Below are 18078 nucleotides of genomic sequence, written 5' to 3' on the forward strand. Positions count from 1 at the left end.
GTCGTAAACACACTGAGTCGTTCTTAGTAAGTAGCAAAAAATATTAAAAAAGGTTGTTTAAGTTATGAAGTACATCATCGTAGGACTAGGGAATTTCGGTGCATCATTGGGCTCGGCATTGACCAGTCAAGGACATGAAGTAATTGCTATTGATAGTAGTATGCAACGGGTTGAAGCTTATAAAGAAGTGATTTCGCATACGCTGTGTATGGATGCCACGGACGAGTATACGGTTAGCGGATTACCAATCGTTGATACCGATATTGTCATTGTAGCGATTGGCGAAGATCAAGGGGCCAATGTTATGGCAACAGCGCTATTTAAGACGTTAAAAGCCAAACGTTTGATCAGCCGTAGTATCAATCCGCTACATGAAAAAGTCCTACAAGCTATTGGCGTGGATGATTTGATTCACCCTGAAAAAGAAGCGGCCAATCGTTGGGCCAAGCGTCTGTCACTACGCTATTTTGTCGATTCGTTTGAATTGAGCGATAACTTCAGTATGGTAGAGATTAAGATTCCAAATGTGCTGATTGGTAAGACTGTCGACGACTTACAGTTAGAGCAAAAGTTCAATATCCGATTGCTTAGTACGTTGCGCTATGAGTATTATGAAGACAGCTTTGGTCGTACGCAGAGCAAGCCTAGTATCCAAGGTTTGGCGACGCCTGAGCAAGTATTGCAAGAGCGCGATGTACTGGTGATTTATGGCGCCAACAAACACATCAATCAGTTCTTACGTAGTGTGGGTGTGAAAATCAAATAGTAGCTTGCCATCGCAGTGATACCAGAAGGTATAGGGAAATGATTATGAATAAGCGAAGTATATCTGTCCTACTGATCACTATAATGGCACTACTGTCAGGTTGTGATCAATCAGCGCAAGACCCAAACGTTCTTCTGTCCGAGCATCAAAAAGACCCGATTAAAGAGTTGGCGATTACCTCAGACGTGGATCACAGTCAGTTTGGTTACAAGCAAACCTTTTATGTGCCGATTTATTCTGATATCTATACCGATAGAGACGCTCGCAAAGTGCTGCTATCAGCAACGTTGAGTGTACGTAATACCACGCTCAAAAAGTCACTGTATATCAATAAAATTGATTATTACGATACAGATGGGGCACTGGTTAAATCATATCTAGATAAGCCTATCGAGCTACCAGCGATGGCCACGCTTAACTATATCGTCGAAAAAGAAGAGGATAAAGGCGGTTCTGGCGCTAACTTTATCATAGAAGTCGAAGGTGTGGATGAAACCGTCAAACCAGTGATAGAAGCAGTCATGATCGGTAACTTTAGCAATAAAGGATTTGCCTTTAGTACAGAAGGCACGCCTGTGACACATTGAGATATGTATCGTCGGTGCGTAGTTTAGAATATTAAAAGAGCACTGTAGCATAGGCGAAAATAGTTTCTACTTTGCTAACTAGCGATGATCGTATAAATGTATTAAAAAAATCAACATGGACAGTTCAATTCAAGGAAGAGTTATGTCTGCAACCAAAGAAGAAATCAGCGCCTTTATGGCATTGGAGTTTCCCCAAACCAAATGCGTCGTCGAGGCGGTCAGTGAAAAAGGCGCGACCTTATCGCACGAGATTGGTATAAATGAGCTGCGTCCCGGTGGCACAGTCTCGGGACCTGTCATGATGGCCGTTGCTGATGTTGCCATTTATGTGGCGATACTCGGAAGAATCGGTATTGTCCCGTTAACGGTGACGACGAGTCTAACTATTAACTTTTTACGTAAGCCATCAGCAAGTGCTCGTATTATCGCCGAATGTACCTTGATGAAAGTAGGCCGCACGTTGATAGTAGGAGAGGTATCTCTTTATTCAGAAGGCTCTGATGACATTGTGGCTCACGTAGTTGGCACGTATTCGGTGCCGCCTAAGCGTAGTTAAAGTTAGCTAGTTTGCAGTGTATTTTACTTACTCACTAGGGTCTGATCCTGGTGGAAAATCATGGCGTAGCTGTGCGACATTAGCAGTAGTCACTGTATCAGTGAAGCTATTTAGATCGCTATGCACGTATTGTGTGACAGCTGCTATTTGTTCATCACTCATCATACGATGAAACGATGGCATACCGCGCAGGCCATTAATTAACACACTAATAATATAGTATTTCGATTGCATCTTGCTGTTATTAGCTAGCGGTGGATAGTAGCCAGCGCCTTGTGCACCTTCACCTTTTTGCATATGACAACCAGCACAAGAGTCATCGTAAAGCTTTTTACCATTGGTGGTAAAGAACCCCGTTTTGCCTTGTGTGCTGCCTTCAAATTTAGTGAGCCATTTCTGCATGCTAGCATCTTCACTCATTTTTGGTATTGAGCGCACATCGACAATATTGGTAGTAGGTTCAGCCAATTCTGCTTTGTACATATATACGCCGCCCCATGCGCCCTGATTGCGACTGGCTTGATTGTCAAAACTGTTGTCGAAACTGTTGCCAAATACCATGGGTGCTGTCTGTGGATTGGCGATAGTGGCTGCGCGCTCTGTTCTATTCTGACTACAGCCTGACAATGTTATTAACGCTATCGATCCGCCGACCATGAGCATCGTTATTGCTTTGCCGCAGCTGAGCGAGCTAGACGATTTTATCGGGTTTACTGTCACCATATCCATAATTACTCCTAATGTGTCTAGTCTCATTATTACTATCCTTGCTGCAACGATAGACGTGTTATACAGAAGCTTATTGAAAAACACTGCTACCCAAGCTTTTTGGCTTTTTGATGCAAGCGTTTGGCGGCATCCATACCGGATAGCATCGCGCCTTCTTGCCACGCAGGAATGTGCGAACAGTGCTCACCTGCCAGTACGATACGGTGATTAATCTCGCAGAGTGTGTCGTAATATTGCTCACGACTTGACTCGCTCCAGATACCGTAGCAACCCAGCGTCCATGGGATACGATGCCATGCAACCGAGGTGCCCGAACGGAACTCTTTGGTATATTGTGGATGAATCTGTTTGCCATAGGCGAGCGCGGCATTGATACGTTCTTTGGGTGTCAATGCGTTAAATTTGTATGAGGCTTCCCCAAATCCATACGCGCCAAGTAGCACACCTGAGCCTGAGCTAAACATATCTTGAGACGGGTAGGAGATTTGCGAGATGGGCATATCGGTATAAGTGATGCCGCCATAGATCCATTCATCCTCTTCCCAAAACCGCCGTTTGAATTCCAAACCCACTTTGTAAGAGCTATCATAAGGAACGGCTGCCATCGCTTGTTTCATTGGCGCGGAGACGTTGATATCCATCTGAGTCAATATCGACAAAGGAATAGTACAAATGCACCAATCTGCGCGCACTGTTTTGGCTGCACCGTTAGGGCTGTTGCTATCGACATAGTCAACGTTGACCCCAGTTTCGTCTTGATTGATCTTGGTGACTTTGGCATTGAAGGTAATCATCTCGCGACATTCTCGTGTGAAAGCATCACCGATTTTTCCCATGCCGCCAACAGGTTGAAACATCGCTGGTTGATGCACATGGACGGTATAGTTGGTATAAATATCCGACCACATACCTGAGTCTAATAATTTGTCCATTGGTATGGGGGTTGATGGCTTGGCATCTGGCATCAGACCACCACCGGGATATACACTATAGCCACGATGCTTACCAGTTTCATGGCTTTTGACGTAACGATAGCTGTTATCTAGCACGCCCCAGCCTTTTAGTCCTTCAAGGAGTTTTTCTTTATCCTCTTTATTGACCGTACTATCGAGGTTGCCTGTATTGACGGCTTTGGACAATAACTCTGATACATAACCGCGAATATCGCTCTGTACTTCGCCCAAGCGCTGCGGCGCACCATTGAAGTGATTGGTACGGTGTAGATAAGCGCGGTCGTTGGTTTGGATAAAGGGTTGCAATGCCACGCCAAATTTTTTGCAGTAATGAAAGACCGCGTAGTGATGGATGGGCAATCGCCATGGACCGCCATTAAAATAATTGCCTTTTTTAAAGTCGCACGCGACTTCAGCGCCGCCAAGCTCTGTATATTTATCACCGCTATTAAGTGTCCAGCTACGTCCACCGCCACGGTTTTGGTATTCAAGCACGGTAACTTTGTAGCCTGCTTTGCGGAGCTCATAAGCAGCAGTTAGACCACCCAATCCTGCACCCAAAATCACTATGCTGGCGTCAGCCGGTGCGCCCTTAAGATTCATTTCTTCTTTAAAGCTCGACTCAGATGCAAACCCCAACGTGGTCATCGCTTGATACATCGCGGTCGCGCCTGCCGTCTTGCCTATCATTGAGAGCAGTTGCCGCCGCGTGGGAGATTGGAGCAGGTCATTCATAGGACTATCCTTATCGTGCTAAGTCTTTGCGGTGTTATTGAAAATACTAATTTATGCCTATTCTTTATAGCTAACTTTTTTCTTTTATCACGCGCGTGACGTCAGCGGCGCTAACATCGCTATTTGATAAACCACCAAATTTGACTCGTACATAGTTAGTAATATTAGCAATCTGTGCAGGGCTTAAATCTTCTGAGAACCCGGGCATTTTTGGTGCTGTGTTAAAGGCACTTTTCGCGCCAAAAGCAATCACACCAATGAGTGCATCAGGTTTTACGCGGCGAATACTACTCAAACCAACGATGGAGGCGTAGCGTGCATCGGGCTGGGCGTAACCATCGACCCCATGACAACTGGCGCAATGGATGAGATATAAATCTTTTGGCGAATTGCTGTCCAAGTTATTATTGCTGCCGCTATTGTTGGCACTGCTGACAGTATTGGTTTTGGCATGTGCCAGATAATCTTTTTGTTCCAGTAAGTCATAAGTAATGGAGTCGCTAACAGGTGGAGGTAGGCGAGACACATTGACAGGTATGAGATAGTCATCAGTCTTAATGGCTGGAACGACTTTTAGATAAGATGCCATAGCAATTAGATCTTCGTCGGTAAGATAACGCGTACTGTGCGCCACGGCTTCTGCCATCGGGCCGCCCGCATAAGCGCGCTTATCAAGTGTTCCTGTACGCAGGTAAGTCACGATATCCATTTCGCTCCAAAGTCCGATACCCGTATCGTTGTCAGGCGTGATATTTGGTGCAAACCATTTACCAAGTGGCGCGCCAGACAAATAAAGATCTTTATCAAGACCTTGTGTTAAATTGCGCGGGGTGTGACAGGTACCGCAGTGCTCTAAGTTATTGACCAGATATTCACCGCGCTGCTGAGTTTTCGTCAGCCCTGAGCGATTTTCGGTAGAAGGCACATTGATGACATTCCATGCCAGCATCAAGCTACGAATATTTAACGGGAAAGGCAAATGAGTGGTTTTTTCAGGTGGTTTGTCTACGATAGCAACGGTCTGAAAGTACGCGAACAAGGCGCTGATATCCTTATCTGTCATGCCATGATAAGACGGGTAAGGCATGGCAGGATAAAGCTGATGACTGGGTGCACGACCTTTTTGCAAAGCCTTTTTGAAATCGGCTTCAGTATAGTTGCCGATACCATAGCGCGTCGATGGTGTGATATTGGTTGAGTAGATATTGCCAATGGGCGTCTCAATTGGTACGCCGCCACTATAGTCATCACGGTGGCAAGCCATACAGTCAGCGGTACGCGCCACGTAAGCGCCGCGATTGGCAAGCACACTATTAGCAGGGCTAACATTTGGTAGGGTTATTCGACTGGGCAAAGTAACTCTTGGCAAACTGACCGTGCCTGCCATCACGACGTTAGACACTAAGCTGAATCCCAATGTCAGTGTTATTATCGAAGAAAATGACAATGCTGGCATGACGGCAGAAAGTGGTTTCGCAATACTCTTATAATACTGATGAATCATGTCTAATTCCTTTTTAAGCTTTCTGCAAATCACTACCAGTATCCATTCAGACAATGGCGAAACATTAAAAATACTATAGTCTGGCTGCTTCGACCTTGATACTTAAGTCAAGGTTTTTGGTCAGTCCGAACCAAGCGAATTTATTGATATTCCATTTTGTGCGATTAATCGTAGTAGTGAACTCGCCATCGCAAACATCCTTTCTGATGCTCGTGTTTAGATAACAATCGAACTTAGTCGCGGTTAAGCTAATTGGGTGGGTCTCGCCATGCAGTGTCAATTGTCCATCTACCCGAGTAACCTGAGGCCTCTTTTTATCTTGATTAAAATGCCATTTTGTCGATTCAAAATGCGCTGAAGGAAATCTCTGCATATCGAAAAATTCAGGCCCCGTTAGACTATTATTAAAAGAAGGGTTGCCCGTATTTAAGGAGTTTATCGGTATGATTAATGAGATATCACCTGATCTTAAGTTTGGATCGTATCGCAATTGACCTTTGATATTATAAAAACCACCAGTCGTGGCTGAACTCTTAAAGCGTTCGATAGCAAATCGAATATGAGTGCTGGCAGGATTAATAGCGTAACTGGCAGCTTGACTGCTATTTTCAGCGCCTACGAGCAATAATGGAATGGTCAGAAAAGAATAGATATGCGACGGTTTTAGCCTAATAAACGACAAGCGCATAGCTACATTCCTTTGCAAGTTACTGAAATAGAAGAGCTTATTCACAAGCGCTATCCTTGCGTTTGCTTAACAATAAGCCAATGATTGTCAATTATTTATACAGGGTTTTTCAAATACTTAGTAGTGCTATTTTAGTAAAGAGATAACGAACAACTCTGTTATGCCCGAACGTCAATTCTAAGTATTGAAGCTAAGTACTGATGCATCGGCACTGAACCTAAGTGCTGACTTTAAGTGTTAGAGTGCTCAATGTTAGACAAGCTCAGACCAGTATGTCCTTTATCATCGTTGGTGCTGTATGCTTTATTTTTAATCGATTGTTTAAAAAATAAGGCTGCGAGCGCACAAGCTATCGTTAATGACAGCAGCATTGAGACCAATGTATGACTAAAGAAGTGATCGCCAAACAGCATTTTATACAGTCCCATTGTCCAGCCCAAAACGGTTACTGATATGACTATCTGATAGCGGTATTTTCTCAATGTCGGTAAAAAAGCCAGTCCATATAAAGAAAATCCTGCGCTGGCATGAGCTGCTGGAAAGCATCTGGCAGGCGTTGCTGCTACGATGTTTTGCCAAAGATTGAGGTAGGGCAAATCCCCATTAAAAATAACTAAGTCATTTGGGCAGCTGACATGGGTGACGCCTTTGAGCGTGGCAATAGTAGCAGGTACAATCGCCAATATAATCAGTAGGTAGCTTATCTCGCGTATAGGTAAAGGAAGCATAAATTTATCAAGCTTATTATGACTGAGCTTACTGCGATTGAGCTTATGGCAGTTTAGGGCAGTAGTATTAAGCCTTGACTGTCTATACTTGATGATTAAAACCGCTATGAGGTAGACAGCCAATAGAATCAATAATACTTTGGGCAAATCATAAAAGATAAATGCATAAGGCTGCGCGCCTTTTTCAAGTAGCCAGTGACCATTGTTATAAAAAAGCTCACTGATGCGTACATCTAATTGGCTATGCTCAAAAACCAAGGTGGCCATGATGGTCACGCACAGTAGTTTTAGCCAGTCCCAAGTCATTGCGTTGTTTTCTGAAGTCATGACTACACCTGATAACGTATATGCGATGTTGATAGATCCTAATACGACCTTCGTTTTATTATTTAAGATAGTGCTAGCAGCGCGTTTCGCTGTTAAGCGAGTGCTCGCCATGCTTTAATAAAATAGAGCAGACTTTAATAAAATAGCGCAGACAACGCCATTACCCATAAAACCATTAACAAACACAAAGACAAAAACTGTGCAGCAGAGCCGACATCTTTTGCTATCTTTGCGAGTGGATGCTTGGCGGTTGAGGTATGGTCGACGCAAGCTTCGATACCCGTGTTGATCAGCTCAATAATTAAAGATAAAAAAGACGCGATGACTAGCATCATTTTTATACCAAGCGCAAAAGGCATAACGATGACAGCAGCTAGCAGTATAAGGTTGAGCCACACAACTTGTCTAAAAGCCGCTTCAAATTTATATGCGGCTTTAAAGCCATCTATAGAGTAACCAGTGGCTTTTATAATGCGTTGGATTCCCGTTTTGCCTTTGGCATGACCTGCAAAGCTGTCAGCTGCAAGTGGACTATCATGTGCTGTTTGGTTGACAGAACTATGCTCGGCTGATGGGCCTACAAGGTTGGTATGAGTGATTTGCTTCATAGGGCATTCTTAACGGTCTATTAAAATTAAGATAGCCTGAGTATAAGATGAGAGAGGTTAAGAAAACGTTAAGAGGATATAGAGGGATGAGAATAAAGCGTAATGGTTGTTTAAATTTTCATTTCCCAATTAGTAATTATGATTAGGAAATGAAGATGTCTTTGGACTATCACAAGGTTATTTATAATAAATACTAAAGGTGCTACCACCTGAGCGATTGGCTTGGTGAGTGAGCTGCCAGCCCATATGCGACATGATACGCTGGACGATACTGAGTCCTAGACCTGAACCTTCAACCTTATGTTTTGTCTCATGCTCTGACGACAAGATTGTTTGCTCGTCTTTATACTGAGACTCTAATCGCTCAAACCGTTCATAAAGTAAAGGCATCATTGCCTCAGGAATACCTAAGCCAGTATCAGTCACCGTGATTTTTTCATCATCGATAGTAATGGCTACTTCGCCATCATCGGTATATTGAAACGCATTTTTTATGAGGTTGCCTAGTGCCATTTTTAGTAGTTCGGGCCGTACGTAAGCGCTGTATTCCTGCTCAGCAATGATCTGACAAGTGACAGACTTATAACGCAGCAAATATTTCAGGCGTTGCATTTCTGCTAAGGCGATACTGTTGATACAGGTTTGCGGTGCGTCTAACTTTTCAGGTGCGCGCGATAGTAGAAGCAGGGCGGTGATAATCTCAGAAGTTTCTTTGGCAGTAGTGCTAATGCGATTGGTAAACTCATTTAAGTGGCTGTCAGCGTCTAATTGCGAGGCCAACACCTCGGAAGCCCCCATAATAATAGTCAACGGCGTGCGTAACTCGTGACTGACATCGCCAGTAAATAGTTGCTCGCGTTTGAGATATTGCTCTAACTTGTGGTTTTTTTCATCGATAGCCCGTGCCAAGACACCAACCTCAGATGGCAAGTGTGTCAAATCGCTTAAGTTGTGATGGTCGGTCTCGACAGCTCGCTTCAAATCCAACAGAGGCTTAATAATCTGCTTGGAAGACAACTGAGAGAAGATAGCGGCGATAAGTAAGCTTAGAATCACGGCTACCTTTAGCGTATCTGCAAATATGTCTTCTAGGTGCTCAAATATCGCCAAGACTGGATAATTTTCCATCACCATTTCGGTATTTTCTAAGTAAGTCAAAATATAAGCTTGACCGTCTTGGGTGTAGGCGAAAAGATGCAGGTTGGCATGACCTGCTCCAGAGGCTTTATTAATAGTGACAGAAGTCTCTTGCACTGTGTCATTGGCTATCGCTTGCAAGCTGGCAGGTGCTTTGTCATAGCGATAAATTTTGATACCTGGATCAGCGATATAGATAGGTTGGTCACCGTACTTTTCTTGACTAAGCTCTAGCTGCTGCAACAGGCGAGCCTTGACCAAATCTTGCTCTATTCGGCTCTCTGCGTACAAGAAAATACTGACAAAAGCTGCGCACAGTAATAACGCGAATATGAAGTAAGACAGTCTGAACTTATTGGCTATCGAGTCTATATTGAGCATGGCATGAGACAACTTAATAGAAGAAGGCAATATATAACAGGGCTATATATAACAGAGCGACAAATACGATACGGTCAGTCAGTTAGTAAATTGGATAAGGTTTATTCAATCCATACTGCAATCATGACTACGCGCTTGCTGATTTATTAGGGTCAACAATTTGGTAGCCCACGCCAGGTACTGTGACTATCATGGGTGTGTCAAATGGCTTATCAACCTGCGCCCGTACGCTATGCATATGGGTGCGCAGTGCATCACTACTGGGTATGTCTAGTCCCCATACCTTTTCTTCAATCTCAGTTTTACTGACGACTCTAGGCGCTGCACTCATTAGGATGTGCAATATTTTAAAGCCAGTGGGGGTAAGCTTTAGTGATTGTCCGTCGCGCATAATGGTATGCTCACTATTGTTTAAGGATAGTGCTCCGACGGCAATACTGTGGGCAAAATGATCGTCCTCGGTGCGACGTATGAGCGCTTTGATACGGCACTCCAACTCAACCAACGAAAACGGCTTGACCAAATAATCATCAGCGCCGCTGTCAAATCCAGCCACTTTATCCAAGATTGTATCGCGAGCCGTGAGCATTAGCACGGGCGTCTTGTCATGCAGCTCTTCTCTGAGTTTTTTGCACAGCTGTGTGCCATCCATACCTGGCAGCATCACATCTAGCAATATCACATCATAACGATTGTTTGAGGCAAGTGTTAGCCCACTATAGCCGTTGTGCGCGTTGTCCAATTCAAACCCTTTTGGCTCAAAAAAAGCATAAATATTGGCCACGATATCGGGGTTGTCTTCAATAACGAGTATCTTGTACATGATGCTGACCTAAAAAATAATGGTTACCTAAAAAAATTGAGTAATATAAGAACGTATGTAGTGAGCTGTTTTAACAAATTATTTGGTATAACTCACTTTTAACCACTCAATTAGAATGGGACAGTTTAAAAAAGGTTGGTGCACCTTTAACTTCATCGGTCGTAATACCAAAAAAGCTAAGCAATGTCGGCGTAATAAAATCGTGTGACACGGGTTGACTGACCATACTAGAAAGACTCTCCGTATCAATACTATTGCTATTAGGCGACCAAACTATCGTAGGCACGTGTTTTTGGGTATCTGGTGCGAACTTATAGGGTAAGCCGTGCAAGTAGATATTATTTTCACCCAAACTCTCCCCGTGATCACTAATATATACCATTACTACATCATAATCTTGCTCATAAGACTTTAACGTATCAATCACATTATTCAAAAAGTAATCGGTATAGCGAATCGCATTATCATAGCCATTTATCACAGACTGAGCATCACATTTAGACAGCTCATTGGTCATGCAAACAGGGTTATACTCTTCAAACTCTTTTGGATAGCGCTGATAGTAGGCGGGTCCATGATTACCCATTTGATGCAGCAGAATAAGCGTGTCTTTAGGCATCTCTTTCTGTGAGCTACCTGATTTAACCAGTGCATCAAACCCGTCAAGCATACCGATATCTCGGCATTCAACATCGCAGTTGGGGTTTGTGTCAGCTGTTTTGTAGTCTTCAAAAGTAACGCGATCGGCCACGCCTTTTGAGCTAGAGTTATTGTCGCGCCAAATGACATTGATCCCTTGCTTGCTGAGCGTATCTAGTACGTTCTCATTATACTTGGCTGTATCGATATCGTAGTCTGCTCGATTTGCATAGCTGAACATGCAAGGTACGGAGTAGGCCGTAGAGGTTCCACAGGAGACGGCGTTCTGAAAGCTATAGAGATCTGACTGCTTTGAGAGCAAAGGTGTGGTATTGCGTGTATAGCCGTTCAAGCCAAAGTGATCGGCGCGAGCCGTTTCGCCAACCACAAACACCATTAGTTTTGGTTTGCCGCTGCCATTCACACTATTCGCAGGTGCCACGCGTTTCGCATCTGTCGCATGCAGCGTCAAAGTATCAGGACGGCGTAGCTCATCGATATAGTTTTCACCAAGTTTGATCGTAGAGTAAATAGGCGTGATCGGGTTGGCATAAGAGCGAACTTGTTTATGTTGACGGAAGAAGCTGGCGTACTGGTCACCAAACGGCAAAATACAAACGGCGATCAGTGCGATAGACAATATCAACGTGGCTGTCTTTTGTAGAATGCTGCGTTGCCAAGTAAAGCGTTTTAGACGAATTTTGCTAATGATAAATGCTGGCAACACGCCCAGTAGCAGCACCCGAATGACCATGCTAGGGGCAAACAATCCCATGGCTTCTGCTTGATCGGTCTCCAGACTGTTGATCAGCATGTTTGTGTCAAATATTGTCCCGTAAGCATCGGTAAAATAGCCACAGACGGCGGCAGTGATTAGCAGCGCAATCAATACTGGTTTAGCAATGGGACGATAGCACAGCAGCTGTAATACCAGCCACATCAGTCCGAATAACAAGCCTGTGATGGAGAGTATAAAACCCATGTTTGTGCTAAATGGATAGACATTTAACACCTGCTCAAAAAAGCCAATATTGGCAGTCGCCACCAAATATAAGGCAACGATGATAATAAGATAACTGAGATTTACCTCACGATCATAGAGCCTGTTAAGGTAGCTAGTCTTTGCATTGGCGTTGGGTGTGTTGATTTTTAGCACATTGGTCTTGATGACTTGAGGTATGGACATACAGATACTTCTCAACAGATGGTAGGAAACGTCATTCCTTACCATAGCAAGTGGTCTGTTAAGAAGATGTTAAGGCGATTGATGCTAACTATAATACGTTAGATGTTGGGGTGTTTTCTGAGATGGTTTTATATATTCAAATTAGGCAGGGTTCATTATTGCCATTAACTGGGGCTTGTCCTTTATAGTGATAAAACCATAGTGCATATCGATAAGGTGCTGCTTTTGCCACGATTGAATGATTTTATTGATGGTTTGTCTGGTAGTGCCAAGCATAAAGCCCAGCTCTTCTTGCGATAAGCGTAGCTCTATTTTGATGTCGTCTCCTATTTGCTTACCATAAGTGTCGATCAGTCCAATCAGCATGCTAGCCAGTCGCGCCGGGGTATTGAGTGAGGTAGCATCGTCAATCCAATCAAATGCTCGGCGGATTCGCTCGCAGGTTATAAGCGCGAGGTGCTTGTATAAAATTGGATGCAACTGCGCTGTTTGAATGACTAGATTTCTTGGGATTGAGATAAGCGTTACTTTGTTAATCGTCCACGCATCATGGGTGCGAGGATTGTCATCTATGATAGATATCTCACCAAACCACTCACCACTAGATAGATGCGCCAGTGTCATAGCATGGCCACTAGCGCTCACATTACAGACCCTAATCGTACCCGACACGACAAAGTGTAGAGCGGCATCATCGTTATCACCGATGGCATGAATCATTTGACCTTTTTGGTATACCTTTAGCACCGCATCGCCTGCCAGTAGCGGCTGCACAATGGCTGGTAATTGACTAAACCATGGGTCGTTATTTAAATAATGATTGATATTCATAAGTGTAATGTTTTTGACAGATTTGGTTTTATGAAATGGTGTAAAGTAATTATTCAGGATATCTAACACAGTAAAGGAATACACCATGCAAACAACTATGCAAACCGTGACATCAACCGATTCAACCTCGAGTGTACACCATAATATGAGCGAACAAGAGTGGCAAATGCGTGTAAATCTTGCCGCCTGTTATCGAATGATTGCTTCTTATGGCTGGGATGATTTGGTATTCACTCATATCTCTGCGCGCGTACCAGGTACTGAGGATGAGTTTTTAATCAATCCGTATGGCATGTTATTTGAAGAGATTACCGCTTCTAGTCTGGTTAAGGTTAACAAAGCAGGCGAAAAAGTAGCGCCATCAGAGTTTGATGTTAATCCAGCTGGATTTATCATTCATAGTGCTGTGCACGAAGCTCGCGACGATGCACATTGCGTCATTCATTTGCACACAAATGATGGTGTTGCCGTCTCAGCGCAAGAAAAAGGCCTACTGCCTATCTCGCAACAATCATTATTTCCACTATCTAACTTGGCATACCACGACTACGAAGGCGTCGCATTAAACCCTGAAGAAAAGGTCCGTTTGGTTGCTGATTTAGGTGATGCTCACTTTATGATTTTGCGTAACCATGGTCTGCTTACTTGTGCCGATACGGTCGCCAATGCGTTTTTATACATGTATATCATGCAAAGAGCGTGTGAGATTCAGATCAAAGCGCAGAGCGGCGGCGGTGCATTGACGCCAATACCAGCACAAATATTGGCAGGTATCCAAGCTGCATCAGAGCAAGTGACCCGAGGCGCAAACGGTGACATCGCATGGCCCGCCTTATTAAGAAAGCTACGCCGCACTGACCCATCATTTGAGGAGTAAGTCGCTAATGATAACTCTTGATGAGTGGCAACGGCAGGGGCAATGTGAATCCATTAACGGGCATCAAATCTTTACTCGGTATGCAGGGGATAAGAGTGCGCCTGCATTGCTATTGATTCACGGTTATCCTAGTGCCAGTTGGGACTGGGAGGGCATGTGGGATGCGCTAACCGAGCATTATTATGTCATCACCCTCGATATGCTGGGGTTTGGGTTATCAGATAAACCAAAAAACGCGCGCTATCTAATCAGTGAGCAGGCCGATATTTATCAAGCGGTTTTGCAAAAGCTAGGCATCAGTGATTATCATATATTAGCGCATGACTATGGTGATACGGTGGCTCAGGAATTGCTGGCAAGACAAGTGGAAGGGAGTGCTGAGCGACACATTGCTAGCGTATGCTTTTTAAACGGTGGCCTGTTCCCTGAAACGCACAAACCTATCTTGGTACAGAAGCTATTGCTATCGCCATTAGGCCCTCTGGTATCAAAGCTGATTAATAAACAGAAATTTGCAGGCAGTCTACAGCGGATATTTGGCCCCGACACGCAGCCCACAGTAGAAGTGATAGATACGCTATGGCAGCTGTTAAGTCACAATGATGGGTTGGGTGTGATGCATAAGCTGATTAATTATATACCCCAACGTCAGCAGTACCGCGAGCGATGGGTAGGCGCGATTATTAACAGTATTGTACCGGTTAAATTGATCGCAGGTGCCAAAGATCCTATCTCGGGTCAGCATATGATTGATCGTTATCGTCAACTGATACCCAATGCTGATATAACCAATATGCCTATGTTAGGTCATTATCCGCAGATAGAAGATGCCGCGGCGATCACAGCGGCCTATCTACAATTTAGACGCAGTATTCTGTAAATACAGTTCAATCTAACAAACGCAGAGCATCAAACGGTGCTCTGCGTTTGTTATTCTCTTATCATCCTTTAACTCTCAAAAAATGCATCATTCTAAATGAGACTAATATCCGTGAGCGTAATCACAAAACTGTGCAAAAGGTTTTTGATAAAATGATCACCAAAAAACGGCGAGTTATCATTAAGTGGCCTATATGCGCAGTGCTACAAGATATTGATGACTTGATAAAAAGATATTTTGAAAAACTTGAGGTTTTGGAGCGTAGTATAAGAGATTATCTTTTAAGTGTATTATGAGAATATAAAGTACTCGAATAAAGCCTAACAGATATAACTATTCAAAAAGGCCATTATAAGTGGTTCCATTATACCAGTCTGTTTTCAGTAGTCTGTTAATAGGCTTAAAGGGTGAAATAGCTGGTTACGCTGGGGTATACCTTTTGAGAGAAAATAATTTATTTGTAAAAATTTATACTTGATACCCATTTATTATAGCTCGATCATTTAATAGGCTATAGACTTTTTCAAATAGCTCATCAGCTTTCTCATGACCATCATGATAGTCATGCCAAAAATTTCCATGGAACTCGATTGGTTGTAATCGATAATAGCCCTTAAAACCACTATTCAATTCATACCACTCCCAGTTTTGAGGTATTTGAGAGTCAATCACATCAAAGAGCGCTAAGCTGAAAACACAAGGTGTTCCATCATCATTTCTTCGGATAGTAATTAAAGGTTGTTTTTCATCTGGTCTTATACTAATAGAAATAACGATATAGTTCTTTCCCAGCGTTAAAGAGCTATTATTATCATCCAACTTTGTGTATTTAACGATCATGGTGTGATAGTTCCTTTAACTTTATAGTGATTAAAGTATTCTCGAATACTAGCAGCTCGATGCCTGTATAGCGCACCGATCATAGATAGAGTATGTATGGTAAGTACACCATAAAGTACACTGTGGCTATCTCAGTAATTCAAAACCTCGATATCATTAGCCTACAGTCAAAGATTCAAGTCCTCACTAGGGAACCGAACCTTTAGCAGCCGTATTTTGGCTTTTTTCACTGACTATTTTAGATAAGTTTAGGCTTTAGCGCTGTCTACCCAAGAGAACTCTTCTAAGATACTCATCCATTGATCGTCTAATCCTGCTGTTAGTACTAGTGGCTCACCAGTGACGGGGTGGCTGAGCGCCAAAGTCTGTGCATGCAGCAACATACGCGTGCAATCATAGTGAGTACGAAAAAACCGTGTATGACGTATATCGCCGTGACTGGTATCACCCACGATATGATGGAATACATGTCTCATATGCCGACGCAGCTGATGTTTGCGCCCAGTTTCAGGCGTTAAGCGCACCAGACTATAACGGCTAGTGGTATGCTTTTTTGATACTGCAAATGGCAGCTCAATTTGTGCCAAACTTTGCCAGTGGGTGACCGCTTCTTGAGCAGGTTTATCTAAGTTCGCAAATTTATCGGCAATGGCGTCAGGCTTAAAGCTCAGCGCATAATCAACAGTGCCTTGTTCAGACATAAAGCCGCGCACCACAGCCAAATATTGCTTGGTCACTTTGCGTTCAGTAAACGCTTCGGTAAGGCTACGTGCCACGGCTGAGCTCTTGGCAAACAACAATACACCTGATGTGGGTTTATCTAACCTATGTACTGGAAACACATGGCAGCCTACCGCATCACGGGTGAGCTGCATGGCAAAGCGTGTCTCACCTTTGTCCAGCCAACTACGATGCACCAACAGACCAGCTTCTTTATTAATCGCTACTATATACTCATCTTCATAGATAATTTCTATTTGATCAGCAGTATTGCCTTCGATATCCATGTTTTCATTGCTCATATTTTAGATGCGTCAATTATATATCCTTTTTATTGTACCTGTAGTGGCATAATAAATTTAGATAGTGCTGCAGAGAAAGTAAGCAGTAAAACTACCGCACCGATGTTTATATCTTTGCCATTAGCAGAAGCGTCAAGGTAAATAGTAAAACGCTAAATGATAAGATGTCAGCTGCCGATGTGTTGAGCATGGAAGTACCAACAACCATTCAACACTTTTCTACGCTCATTCTTTGTAATATATAGAGTATCAAGAAAGGAGTAGATTCATGAGTATTCAAACGTTTGAGCCAAAACTGGCTAATGTCGGCGGTATTCCAATCGCACGTTTACTACCTAACAAAGGCAAAAAACCTATCGGTGCGTGGTGCTTTTTAGATCATGCAGGTCCTGCTGATTTTGGGGAAGATGATGCAGGGATGCAGGTGGGACGCCATCCGCATACTAACTTGCAGACTTTCAGCTGGATGCTAAATGGTGAAGTGCTACATAAAGACAGTTTGGGCAATCATCAGGTTATTACCAAAAACCAAGTTAATGTCATGACCGCAGGTACGGGTCTACACCAAGGCATCAGTCATACAGAACAAAGTGTCTTTCCAGATATGGGCGGTTCAGAAAATGCTGCACGTGGTATCAGTATGGTGCAGCTATGGATTGCGCTTCCCACCGATCAGAAAATCGAACGCAGTTTTCATCATTATCTTGAGCTACCGACATGGAGTGAGGGCAACGTAGAGGTGATACTGACGACAGGCAGTTATACCAATACATCAGGTGAGACATTTAAAGCGCCTACCATTCAGTATTCTAAACTGGTCGGTATAGATGTGTACTTCAAGCAAGATGGCGAAGCGACATTGAATTTAGAGCCAAACTTTGAGTACGGTATTTTGGTTTCAGAAGGGGAGGTAGAGTCTGAAGGCAAGGTTTGTCGGCAAGATCAGTTGTTCCGTTTTCATGATAGTGATGTCGCCAATAATAAAAGTATTAAGTTGGCTGCCAAAAAGGGCACACGTATTATGTTTATCGGCGGCGAACCGCTTAGTAATCAAGTGCTAATGTGGTGGAACTTCGTTGCTGATAACAAAGCTGAGATTGAGCAGTCTATTGTTGATTGGAATAATGGTCATGAGCGTTTCGGTAACGTTGACTCTGATATGAAGTGCTTGCCTGCACCTGAACTACCGAAAGGTTTTAAAGGCTGATTACAGTTTGTCTCGCCACCTCAATATTTGACCTTAACTCGTAGAAAGCTGCTTAAGTAAAATACTGCTTAAAT

General features: G+C 43.4%; 18 protein-coding genes. 6 read left to right on the forward strand and 12 right to left on the reverse strand.

The features are described 5' to 3' along the window. The first annotated feature begins 64 nt into the window (after positions 1–64). The 3 genes from ACTXGF_RS17315 to ACTXGF_RS17325 all read left to right on the forward strand — a co-directional run bounded on the left by ACTXGF_RS17315 (position 65) and on the right by ACTXGF_RS17325 (position 1909). Entirely contained in the window at positions 65–766 is a 702-nt protein-coding gene (locus tag ACTXGF_RS17315) for a potassium channel family protein (protein WP_057761091.1), read from the forward strand. 44 nt (positions 767–810) lie between these two features. Next, positions 811–1353 carry a DUF3124 domain-containing protein gene (locus ACTXGF_RS17320; RefSeq protein ID WP_443534005.1) on the forward strand — a complete coding sequence of 181 codons (543 nt, stop codon included), beginning with the start codon at positions 811–813 and terminating at the stop codon, positions 1351–1353. A 142-nt stretch (positions 1354–1495) separates the two neighbouring features. Beyond that, positions 1496–1909, forward strand: coding sequence for a PaaI family thioesterase (locus tag ACTXGF_RS17325; RefSeq protein WP_443534004.1), 414 nt, complete (start codon positions 1496–1498; stop codon positions 1907–1909). Positions 1910–1936: 27 nt separating this feature from the next. Here ACTXGF_RS17325 and ACTXGF_RS17330 read toward each other — a convergent pair whose 3' ends face one another. From ACTXGF_RS17330 to ACTXGF_RS17375, 10 genes are all read right to left on the reverse strand, one after another. Further along, entirely contained in the window at positions 1937–2632 is a 696-nt protein-coding gene (locus tag ACTXGF_RS17330) for a c-type cytochrome (RefSeq protein WP_443534055.1), read from the reverse strand. Between the two features lie 92 nt (positions 2633–2724). After that, positions 2725–4326 carry a flavin monoamine oxidase family protein gene (locus ACTXGF_RS17335; protein ID WP_443534003.1) on the reverse strand — a complete coding sequence of 534 codons (1602 nt, stop codon included), beginning with the start codon at positions 4324–4326 and terminating at the stop codon, positions 2725–2727. Between the two features lie 70 nt (positions 4327–4396). After that, on the reverse strand, positions 4397–5782 hold the full coding sequence (locus ACTXGF_RS17340) for a c-type cytochrome (RefSeq protein ID WP_443534053.1): 1386 nt from the start codon (positions 5780–5782) through the stop codon (positions 4397–4399). 121 nt (positions 5783–5903) lie between these two features. Further along, on the reverse strand, positions 5904–6518 hold the full coding sequence (locus ACTXGF_RS17345) for a YceI family protein (protein WP_443534001.1): 615 nt from the start codon (positions 6516–6518) through the stop codon (positions 5904–5906). 230 nt (positions 6519–6748) lie between these two features. Continuing rightward, positions 6749–7573 (reverse strand): PAP2 family lipid A phosphatase, encoded by an 825-nt coding sequence (locus ACTXGF_RS17350; RefSeq protein WP_443533999.1) that lies wholly within the window; start codon positions 7571–7573, stop codon positions 6749–6751. A 134-nt stretch (positions 7574–7707) separates the two neighbouring features. Further along, positions 7708–8181: a diacylglycerol kinase gene (locus ACTXGF_RS17355; RefSeq protein ID WP_443533997.1), complete on the reverse strand. Its 474-nt coding sequence runs from the start codon at positions 8179–8181 to the stop codon at positions 7708–7710. Positions 8182–8358: 177 nt separating this feature from the next. Next, positions 8359–9699: a sensor histidine kinase gene (locus ACTXGF_RS17360; protein ID WP_443533996.1), complete on the reverse strand. Its 1341-nt coding sequence runs from the start codon at positions 9697–9699 to the stop codon at positions 8359–8361. Positions 9700–9826: 127 nt separating this feature from the next. Further along, a complete protein-coding gene (locus ACTXGF_RS17365; RefSeq protein ID WP_443533995.1) occupies positions 9827–10522 on the reverse strand; it encodes a response regulator transcription factor in 696 nt (231 codons plus the stop codon). A 106-nt stretch (positions 10523–10628) separates the two neighbouring features. Then, positions 10629–12347 carry a phosphoethanolamine transferase gene (locus ACTXGF_RS17370; RefSeq protein WP_443533994.1) on the reverse strand — a complete coding sequence of 573 codons (1719 nt, stop codon included), beginning with the start codon at positions 12345–12347 and terminating at the stop codon, positions 10629–10631. Between the two features lie 141 nt (positions 12348–12488). Further along, the gene (locus ACTXGF_RS17375; RefSeq protein ID WP_443533992.1) at positions 12489–13178 is read right to left on the reverse strand and encodes a Crp/Fnr family transcriptional regulator; all 690 of its coding nucleotides are present in this window, start codon (positions 13176–13178) and stop codon (positions 12489–12491) included. A gap of 85 nt (positions 13179–13263) precedes the next feature. On the opposite strand from ACTXGF_RS17375, the gene ACTXGF_RS17380 reads away from it, so the two are divergent. Together ACTXGF_RS17380 and ACTXGF_RS17385 are read left to right on the forward strand one after the other, a co-directional pair. Continuing rightward, positions 13264–14055 (forward strand): class II aldolase/adducin family protein, encoded by a 792-nt coding sequence (locus ACTXGF_RS17380; protein WP_443533990.1) that lies wholly within the window; start codon positions 13264–13266, stop codon positions 14053–14055. A 7-nt stretch (positions 14056–14062) separates the two neighbouring features. Continuing rightward, the gene (locus ACTXGF_RS17385; RefSeq protein WP_443533988.1) at positions 14063–14935 is read left to right on the forward strand and encodes an alpha/beta fold hydrolase; all 873 of its coding nucleotides are present in this window, start codon (positions 14063–14065) and stop codon (positions 14933–14935) included. Between the two features lie 468 nt (positions 14936–15403). Here ACTXGF_RS17385 and ACTXGF_RS17390 read toward each other — a convergent pair whose 3' ends face one another. Both ACTXGF_RS17390 and truC read right to left on the reverse strand, forming a co-directional pair. Continuing rightward, entirely contained in the window at positions 15404–15775 is a 372-nt protein-coding gene (locus tag ACTXGF_RS17390; protein WP_198325452.1) for a hypothetical protein, read from the reverse strand. Between the two features lie 248 nt (positions 15776–16023). Beyond that, positions 16024–16797 (reverse strand): tRNA pseudouridine(65) synthase TruC, encoded by a 774-nt coding sequence (gene truC / locus ACTXGF_RS17395; RefSeq protein WP_443533986.1) that lies wholly within the window; start codon positions 16795–16797, stop codon positions 16024–16026. A 268-nt stretch (positions 16798–17065) separates the two neighbouring features. Here truC and ACTXGF_RS17400 point away from each other — a divergent pair, with 268 nt between their 5' ends. Further along, complete coding sequence (locus ACTXGF_RS17400; protein WP_443533985.1) at positions 17066–18004, forward strand: pirin family protein; 939 nt, start codon at positions 17066–17068, stop codon at positions 18002–18004. Positions 18005–18078: the final 74 nt, after the last annotated feature.

The organism is Psychrobacter sp. 1Y6 (genome assembly GCF_052258385.2).
Taxonomy (GTDB): domain Bacteria; phylum Pseudomonadota; class Gammaproteobacteria; order Pseudomonadales; family Moraxellaceae; genus Psychrobacter.

Coding starts and splice junctions, on each gene's coding strand:
- ACTXGF_RS17315 (WP_057761091.1), top strand. CDS start 65: ATGAAGTACATCATCGTAGGACTAGGGAATTTCGGTGCATCATTGGGC.
- ACTXGF_RS17320 (WP_443534005.1), top strand. CDS start 811: ATGAATAAGCGAAGTATATCTGTCCTACTGATCACTATAATGGCACTA.
- ACTXGF_RS17325 (WP_443534004.1), top strand. CDS start 1,496: ATGTCTGCAACCAAAGAAGAAATCAGCGCCTTTATGGCATTGGAGTTT.
- ACTXGF_RS17330 (WP_443534055.1), bottom strand. CDS start 2,632: ATGGTGACAGTAAACCCGATAAAATCGTCTAGCTCGCTCAGCTGCGGC.
- ACTXGF_RS17335 (WP_443534003.1), bottom strand. CDS start 4,326: ATGAATGACCTGCTCCAATCTCCCACGCGGCGGCAACTGCTCTCAATG.
- ACTXGF_RS17340 (WP_443534053.1), bottom strand. CDS start 5,782: ATGCCAGCATTGTCATTTTCTTCGATAATAACACTGACATTGGGATTC.
- ACTXGF_RS17345 (WP_443534001.1), bottom strand. CDS start 6,518: ATGCGCTTGTCGTTTATTAGGCTAAAACCGTCGCATATCTATTCTTTT.
- ACTXGF_RS17350 (WP_443533999.1), bottom strand. CDS start 7,573: ATGACTTCAGAAAACAACGCAATGACTTGGGACTGGCTAAAACTACTG.
- ACTXGF_RS17355 (WP_443533997.1), bottom strand. CDS start 8,181: ATGAAGCAAATCACTCATACCAACCTTGTAGGCCCATCAGCCGAGCAT.
- ACTXGF_RS17360 (WP_443533996.1), bottom strand. CDS start 9,699: ATGCTCAATATAGACTCGATAGCCAATAAGTTCAGACTGTCTTACTTC.
- ACTXGF_RS17365 (WP_443533995.1), bottom strand. CDS start 10,522: ATGTACAAGATACTCGTTATTGAAGACAACCCCGATATCGTGGCCAAT.
- ACTXGF_RS17370 (WP_443533994.1), bottom strand. CDS start 12,347: ATGTCCATACCTCAAGTCATCAAGACCAATGTGCTAAAAATCAACACA.
- ACTXGF_RS17375 (WP_443533992.1), bottom strand. CDS start 13,178: ATGAATATCAATCATTATTTAAATAACGACCCATGGTTTAGTCAATTA.
- ACTXGF_RS17380 (WP_443533990.1), top strand. CDS start 13,264: ATGCAAACAACTATGCAAACCGTGACATCAACCGATTCAACCTCGAGT.
- ACTXGF_RS17385 (WP_443533988.1), top strand. CDS start 14,063: ATGATAACTCTTGATGAGTGGCAACGGCAGGGGCAATGTGAATCCATT.
- ACTXGF_RS17390 (WP_198325452.1), bottom strand. CDS start 15,775: ATGATCGTTAAATACACAAAGTTGGATGATAATAATAGCTCTTTAACG.
- truC (WP_443533986.1), bottom strand. CDS start 16,797: ATGAGCAATGAAAACATGGATATCGAAGGCAATACTGCTGATCAAATA.
- ACTXGF_RS17400 (WP_443533985.1), top strand. CDS start 17,066: ATGAGTATTCAAACGTTTGAGCCAAAACTGGCTAATGTCGGCGGTATT.